Source organism: Micromonospora sp. DT46, from assembly GCF_049841735.1.
GTDB lineage: Bacteria > Actinomycetota > Actinomycetes > Mycobacteriales > Micromonosporaceae > Micromonospora > Micromonospora reichwaldensis.
The window spans coordinates 815,732-822,771 of record NZ_JBNCKW010000002.1 but is presented as its reverse complement, the minus strand read 5'-3'; the positions used below and the strand labels follow the sequence as shown (position 1 = coordinate 822,771).

Sequence of the window (7,040 nt, the reverse complement as noted above, 5' to 3'; positions counted from 1 at the left end):
GACTACCCCCGGCGTGTGGTTTAACCGCCCCGGGGCGCGCCCCCCCCCCCCCCCGCGGGGGCGCCCCCCCCCCCCGGTCACCGCGGCGGCGGCCGCGCGGCCGCCACGACCGAAGGAGTTCCGAGCCGGATGACCGAACAACCATCCCTCGACCCCCGCCGGGCGGCCGTTCCATGCGGCCTCCCGGCAACCCGGCGACCGGCCCCGCAGCCGGGGGCCTGGTGGCCCGGCGTCATCGTGATCGTGATCGTGATCGCCACGTCGGTGGCCCTGCTGTTGTCGGGGCGCGCCCTGGACGAGACCCTGCTGACGGCGGGTGCGGTCGTCCTGCTGGCCGGCGAGGTGGCCCGCCGGACCGTTGGCGTCCACGGGCCGCTGCCCACGGCACTCGTGACTGCGGCGGTCGCCGTCCTCGCGGGTGCGGTGCTGCTGACCGGTCGGCCACCGACCGAGGTCGCGCTGGCGGTCTGTCTGACCGGCGCCGTCGCCGGCCGGGTCTCCACCTGGCTGCTCGGGGCGCCTGGCCCTCGGTGGGGGGTGTAGCGCCGACGAAGCGCGCCGGTGCCGGACCCGCGTCCGGCACCGGCGACCACGGCGCGCCGCCGATGTCCACGAACACGAACAACGCCGGGCGTGAGGGCCCAGGCTCCGATACCGGCAGCCCTCACCTCACCGAACTCGTCCGTCAGCTGAAGCTGACCTACCGGCAGGCGGGGAACCCGTCCTACCGCACGATCATCCGGACCACCTCGATCGGCCTGTCGACCTCCACGATCAGCCGCATCTTCACCGCCAGGAAGCCGCCGAAGTGGGAGAACCTGACCGAGCTGCTGCTCGCGCTCGGGGTCTCCCGGGAGGACATCAAGACCACGTGGCACCGGCTCTGGATGCTCGCCGACAACGAGGCCAACCCGCTCACGGGGACCGACAACGCCGCCGGGGAACTGCTGCCCGCGGGGCGGCGGCCGAAGGACGTCGAGGTCTGCCACCGGTGCGGGGCGTGGATCGCGGACACCGCGCTGCACACCCGGTGGCACGCCGGCGTCGCCCGGGTCGAGATGCCCCCGAACGAGCAGAAGCCGGTGAACGTCGCCCGCCGCCGACGGTGACCGGACGGAGGCGGTCAGGCGGGGGCCAGGCGTACGCCGTCGCGGCCGTGGTGTTTCACCGCGTAGAGCGCCTGGTCGGCGCGGCGCAGCGTGGCCTCGGGTGACTCTCCCGGGCGGGGAAGGGCCACCCCGACGCTGATCGTGCGGCCGATCTGCCGCGCCGCCTCGGCCAGGCGCTCGGCGATCCGGACCGCCTCCTCGGGGCGCCCCACCTCGATCACCGCCACGAACTCGTCGCCGCCGATCCGGTAGAGCTCGTCGCCGTGCCGCAGCGCCCCCTCCAGGGCCCGGGCCAGCCGGACGAGCACCCGGTCGCCGGCCTGGTGGCCGTACGTGTCGTTGACGGCCTTGAAGCCGTCGACGTCGATCGCCAGCAGGGCCGTACGCCCCGGGGTGGCCACGGCGATCCGCTGGCCGAACGGCCCCGTGTGCCGCAGCCCGGTCAACGGGTCCGAGTTGGCCTGCTCGCGCAGGCGGGCCAGGGTACGCAGCCGGTCGAGGCAGCTCCACGCCTGGCCGGCGAGCAGCTCCAGCAGGTTGACGGTGGTCGGGTCGGGGCGCAGCAGTCGTTCGTCGGCCACCAGCAGCACCCCGCCGTCGTCGGGCCGGCCGACGGGCACGGCGACCAGCGTGCGCACCCCGGCCCGGGTCAGCGGCCGGTGGTCGGGCACGGGCGGGTGTCCCGCCTCGCCGAGCGTGTAGCCCACGCCGTGGCGGTGGGCGCGAGCCACGAGTCCGTCCAGCGCGGCGGGGTCCGCCTCGGTCAGCTCCGCCCGGATCCGGGCCTCCAGCTCGCCGGGGGTGGCCGGCGGCGTACCCAGGCGGGGCCCGTCCGGGCCGGCGAGCACCAGTACCGCCGCGGAGAGCGTGGACACGTCCCGGGCGGCGGCGATCGCGGCGGCGAACAGGTCCCACTCCGTCGACGCGGAGGTCAGCGCGGCGGCGTGCCGTAGGAGCTTCTCGCTGCGGCTCTCCGGCGGTGGCCCGCCGAGCGCCACGATCCGGGCCCCGAGGCGGGCCGCCAGCCGTTCGGCGGTGTCGCGCCACGGGCCGAGGTCGGCCGGGCCGCACCACTGGAGGTCCAGCACCCCGATGGGCCGGCCCGCCGGGTCCAGCACCGGTACGCACACCTCGGCGGTGACGTCGGGGCGTACCGGGATGTAGTCGGGGTCGGCGGCGACGTCGGGCACCACGGCGGTCTCGCCGGAGGCGTACACGCGGCCCACGATCCCGGTCTTCGGCGGCACGGTGGAGAAGACCTGCCAGGAGCCGGTGGCCGCGACGCAGCGGAGCCGGTCGTGGACGTGCAGCAGGACGGAGATGGTGGCCGGCGCGTGGCGGGCGAGCGCGGTGACGGTCCACCGGCACGCCTCGACGACGGTCGACGCCATGGGGAGGCGGACCGTGACGTCACGGATGACTCGCTCGTGATCCACTCGGCACGTCGTTCCAGGTAGGGAGGGCCGCGACCGGCGGGCGGGCCCGCGATCAAGCGTACTCAGGCAGGCGCGGGACCAGCGGGATTCAAGATCGTCGAGACTTTCGTACACATGTGCCATCCACAGGCTGTGGACAGGGCCTGTGGGTACGGGCGGGCCGCGCGCCGGGGCCCGCGGCGATAGCGTGAGGGTCCCGGTCGAGTGGAGGCACCGATGCTCATCGCCCAGCTCAGTGATCCGCACCTGACCACCGGCGTGCTCGCCGCCGAGCCGGCCGCCGGCCTGCACCGCGCCCTGGGCCGGGTGCTGGCGCTGAACCCACGGCCCGACTGCGTGGTGATCACCGGCGACCTGGTCGACCGTGGCCGCCCCGACGAGTACGCGACCCTGCGCGAGGTCATCGGCCGGTTCCCGCTGCCGGTGCACCTGGTCGCCGGCAACCACGACGACCGGGAGTCGCTGCTGGACGCCTTCGGGGGCACGCCGTGGCTCGGCGGCGGCTTCTCGGCGCACTACCACGTGGACCACCCGGAGGCGACTGTCGTGGTGCTGGACTCCCTGATGCCGGGCGGGGGCGACGCCGGCTGCCTCGGCGAGGACCAGCTCGGCTGGCTGGACGGGGTGCTGGCCGGTCGACCCGAGGTGCCGGCCGTGGTCTGCCTGCACCACCCGCCGGCACCGGTCGGCATCCCGTTCCTCGACGACATCCGGCTGACCGACGGCGACGAGCTGGCCGAGGTGATCGCCCGCCACCCGCACGTGGTCCGAGTGGTCGCCGGGCACGTCCACCGCCCGGTCACCGTGACCTTCGCCGGCACGGTGCTCACCACCGCGCCGAGCACCTGGCGACAGAGCTCACTCACCACCAGCGCCGACGACCAGTTCGGCTGGGTCGTCGAGCCGACCGGCTTCCTGCTGCACAAGGTCACCGGGAGCGGTTGCGCCACGCACCTGGTGCAGGCCAGCCACGCCGCCGGCATGACCTGCGGCTTCTGACCGCCGGGACCGGTCGGCCGTGGTGGGCGAGGTCTGGTACGTCGCGTACGGGTCGAACATGCACGCCGCCCGGCTCGGCTTCTACCTGGCGGGAGGCTGCCCGCCCGGCGGGCGGCGGACGTATCCGGGCTGCCGGGACCCGCGACCCCCCAGGCGTACGGTGCCGGTGTCGCTGCCCGGCGGCGTCTACTTCGCCGGCGAGTCGCGGGCCTGGACCGGCGGGATGGCGTTCTACGACCCGGCGCTCCCCGGCGAGGCGGCGGCCCGGGCCTACCTGCTCGACGTCGGGCAGTTCGCCGACGTGGCCGCCCAGGAGATGTACCGGGAACCCGGTGCCGACGCCGGCCTGATCGCCGAGGCCGTCGCCACCGGGAGGGCCACCCTCGGCCCCGGCCGGTACGAGACCCTGCTCTGCCCCGGCCGGCTCGACGGGCTCCCGCTGCTGACCTTCACCGCCCCGTGGGCGGCGTCCGAGGTGCCGTGGCAGGCCCCGGCCCCGGCCTACCTCAACATGATCGCCCGTGGCCTGCGCGAGTCGCACGGCTGGGACGCCGACCGGATCGCCCAGTACCTGCTGGCTCGGCCGGGGGTCGCCGGCGCCTGGGACGCCGCAGCCGTCGCGGCGCTGCTCGCCGGGACGCACCGGCGCGAGGGGGCCGGGCTGACCACGGACGGGCGCGAGGGTGCCGGGCTGACCACGGACCTGCCCGAGGTGCCGGGCTGACCGACGCACCGTACGGCCTCCGACGCCGAACGCGGGCGGGGGCGGGACGCTCGGTGGCCGCCGTCGCGCCGCACGGTGACCCCGGCGGTCGGTCGGACGAGCGGCGCACGTCCCGCCGGCCGACAGCGGATCAACCGGGCGGACGCAATCGCCCGGGGCGGCCGTTTCACCGTCCACAATCACCGCAGGAGATCGATAACCTCGGCCGGCCGTGCGCGGGTACGGCTCATCCGCCGGCACCACGACCGGCCGTCTGTGTGGGGGAATCGCATGAGGAGAAGGCTGATCGGTCTCGCGGTGGCGCTCGCCGTCACGGTGGGCGTGTCGCTGACCACCGCCGGCCCGGCCCAGGCCGCCACCCCGGCCGTCCAGATCACCAAGGCCTACTACAACTCGCCGGGCGCCGACAACCGCTCGAACTCCAGCCTGAACGCCGAGTACGTCCGGCTGACCAACCGGCGCTCCACCACCGTCAACCTGAAGTACTGGACGCTGCGCGACCAGTCCAACCACGTCTACAAGTTCTCCGGCGACTTCCGGCTGGCCCCGGGCGCCAGCGTCTTCGTGCACACCGGGAAGGGCACCAACAGCTCGACCCACCGCTACTGGGGCTCGGGCGCCTACATCTGGAACAACACCGGAGACAAGGCGTCCCTGCGCAACTCGTCCGGCACCCTGATCGACTCCTGCTCGTGGGGGAGCAAGGGCAGCTACACGTACTGCTGAGGCGGGCGGCCGGCCCCGGGCAGCCGGGGCCGGCGGCACCCCTCCGCCGGCCGGCGCCCAGGCTGCCGGGCATGTCGGAAACGCCCGTCCGGACGGTCGCCGGCCGCGAGTTTGCGCAGGTCTGCACCCCCGCCCCGGTCGACCGGGGCGGGCGACGATGAGAGGCTGTCCGCGACGCGGCGGCGCTCGGCCACCCTCGCCACCGCGACCGAACCTGTCGACGGCGCGGCCCGCCCCCGGGGTGGACCGTCACCCGGGTGCCCGCGCCGGCTTCCCACGAGGAGTTCCATGTCCATCCCCGGGATGCGCCGGGCCGCCATCGGCCTGACCGCGCTCGCCGTGACCGCCTTCGGCGCGGTCACGACCACCCCCGACCAGGCGGACGCCGGCCCGAAGCCGGTCGCCGTCAAGCTGCTCGCCCTCAACGACTTCCACGGCAACCTCGAACCGCCGTCCGGCTCCAGCGGCAGCATCGCCGGGCAGCCCGCCGGCGGGGCCGAACACCTCGCCACCCAGCTCGCCGAGCTGCGCAGGCACGCCAAGAAGCAGAACACCATCACCGTGGCGGCCGGCGACCTGATCGGCGCCTCCCCGCTGCTCTCCGCCGCGTTCCACGACGAGCCGACCATCGAGGCGCTCTCGCTGGCCGGGCTCGACTACGCCAGCGTCGGCAACCACGAGTTCGACGAGGGCGCCGACGAGCTGCTGCGCATCCAGAACGGCGGCTGCCACCCGGTCGACGGCTGCGTCGACGGCACCCCGTACGAGGGCGCCGGCTTCCAGTACCTCTCCGCGAACGCGTTCAAGACCGCGACCGGCCAGCCGCTGCTGGCCCCGTACGCCATCCACAAGGTGCAGGGCGTCAAGGTCGGCTTCATCGGCATGACGCTGGAGGGCACCCCGCGGATCGTCAGCCAGCAGGGCGTCGCCGGCCTGACCTTCGCCGACGAGGCGCAGACCGCCAACCGGTACGCCCGCGAGCTGCGCCGCCAGGGCGTCGAGACCATCGTCGTGCTGCTGCACGAGGGCGGCACCCAGGACGCGACCGGCGGCATCAACGACTGTAAGGGCATCTCCGGCCCCATCGTGGACATCGCCAACCGGATGGACCCGTCCATCGACGTGGTCGTCAGCGGCCACACCCACCAGGCGTACAACTGCGACATCGCCGGCAAGCTAGTCACCAGCGCCAGCTCCTTCGGTCGCCTGGTCACCGACATCGACCTCTCCATCGACCGGCGCACCGGCGACGTGATCAGCGCCAAGGCCGAGAACGTGGTGGTCACCCGGGACCTCCCCAAGGACCCGGCGCAGACCGCGCTGATCAACCGCTACAAGACCGTGCTCGGCCCGGTGGCCGGCCGCGAGGTCGGCCAGACCACCGAGGAGATCAAGAAGACCCAGGAGACCCTCTTCGGTACGACCCTGGGCGAGTCCCCGCTGGGCAACGTGATCGCCGACGCGCAGCTCGCCGCCACCGACGACGAGCAGGGCGCCGTCGCCGCCTTCATGAACCCCGGTGGCGTACGCGCCGACCTCGACGCCGGCCCGGTCACCTACGAGGAGGCGTTCACGGTGCAGCCGTTCGGCAACAACCTCGTGACGCTCGACCTCACCGGCGCGCAGCTCTACTGCATGCTGGAGCAGCAGTTCGTCACCGGCCGGACGCTCTACCCGTCGTCGACCGTCCGCTACGTCGTCGACCCGGCCGGCACCACCGGCACCGTCGCCGACGCCTGCACGGGCACCCGGGTCGTCCGGGGCAGCCTCACCCTCGGCGGGGTGGCGGTCACCGCCGACGCCACGTACCGGGTGACGGTGAACAACTTCCTCTCCGGCGGCGGCGACGGCTTCACCGTCCTCACCGGCGGCACCAACGCGGTCACCGGCATGATCGACCTGGACGCGTTCGTGGCCTACCTGACCGCCGAGTCCCCGGTCTCGGCGCCGGCCCTGGACCGCATCCGGACCACCGCGGAGGTTCCCACCGCCTGACGGCAGCGGTACGCACCCGACGGGCCCCGGAACATCCCTGGCGGATTCCGG

Annotated in this window: 7 protein-coding genes; 6 read left to right on the top strand and 1 reads right to left on the bottom strand. The window is 74.3% G+C overall.

The window, feature by feature from the left end; translation table 11 throughout:
* Positions 1–129: 129 nt before the first annotated feature.
* Both ACLQ20_RS08165 and ACLQ20_RS08160 read left to right on the top strand, forming a co-directional pair.
* Positions 130–543: a hypothetical protein gene (locus tag ACLQ20_RS08165; RefSeq protein ID WP_425854766.1), complete on the top strand. Its 414-nt coding sequence runs from the start codon at positions 130–132 to the stop codon at positions 541–543.
* A 62-nt stretch (positions 544–605) separates the two neighbouring features.
* Positions 606–1,109: a helix-turn-helix domain-containing protein gene (locus ACLQ20_RS08160; protein WP_425854764.1), complete on the top strand. Its 504-nt coding sequence runs from the start codon at positions 606–608 to the stop codon at positions 1,107–1,109.
* A gap of 14 nt (positions 1,110–1,123) precedes the next feature.
* Here ACLQ20_RS08160 and ACLQ20_RS08155 read toward each other — a convergent pair whose 3' ends face one another.
* On the bottom strand, positions 1,124–2,545 hold the full coding sequence (locus ACLQ20_RS08155) for a GGDEF domain-containing protein (protein ID WP_151453573.1): 1,422 nt from the start codon (positions 2,543–2,545) through the stop codon (positions 1,124–1,126).
* Between the two features lie 216 nt (positions 2,546–2,761).
* Between ACLQ20_RS08155 and ACLQ20_RS08150 the strand changes: the two genes are divergently transcribed.
* The 4 genes from ACLQ20_RS08150 to ACLQ20_RS08135 all read left to right on the top strand — a co-directional run bounded on the left by ACLQ20_RS08150 (position 2,762) and on the right by ACLQ20_RS08135 (position 6,989).
* Complete coding sequence (locus tag ACLQ20_RS08150; RefSeq protein WP_151453574.1) at positions 2,762–3,544, top strand: phosphodiesterase; 783 nt, start codon at positions 2,762–2,764, stop codon at positions 3,542–3,544.
* A 19-nt stretch (positions 3,545–3,563) separates the two neighbouring features.
* Positions 3,564–4,268 carry a histone deacetylase gene (locus ACLQ20_RS08145; RefSeq protein ID WP_225852046.1) on the top strand — a complete coding sequence of 235 codons (705 nt, stop codon included), beginning with the start codon at positions 3,564–3,566 and terminating at the stop codon, positions 4,266–4,268.
* A 270-nt stretch (positions 4,269–4,538) separates the two neighbouring features.
* Positions 4,539–4,994, top strand: a complete 456-nt coding sequence (locus ACLQ20_RS08140) for a lamin tail domain-containing protein (protein WP_151453575.1) — start codon at positions 4,539–4,541, stop codon at positions 4,992–4,994.
* A gap of 288 nt (positions 4,995–5,282) precedes the next feature.
* On the top strand, positions 5,283–6,989 hold the full coding sequence (locus ACLQ20_RS08135) for a bifunctional metallophosphatase/5'-nucleotidase (protein WP_327029882.1): 1,707 nt from the start codon (positions 5,283–5,285) through the stop codon (positions 6,987–6,989).
* The last annotated feature ends 51 nt before the right edge of the window (positions 6,990–7,040 follow it).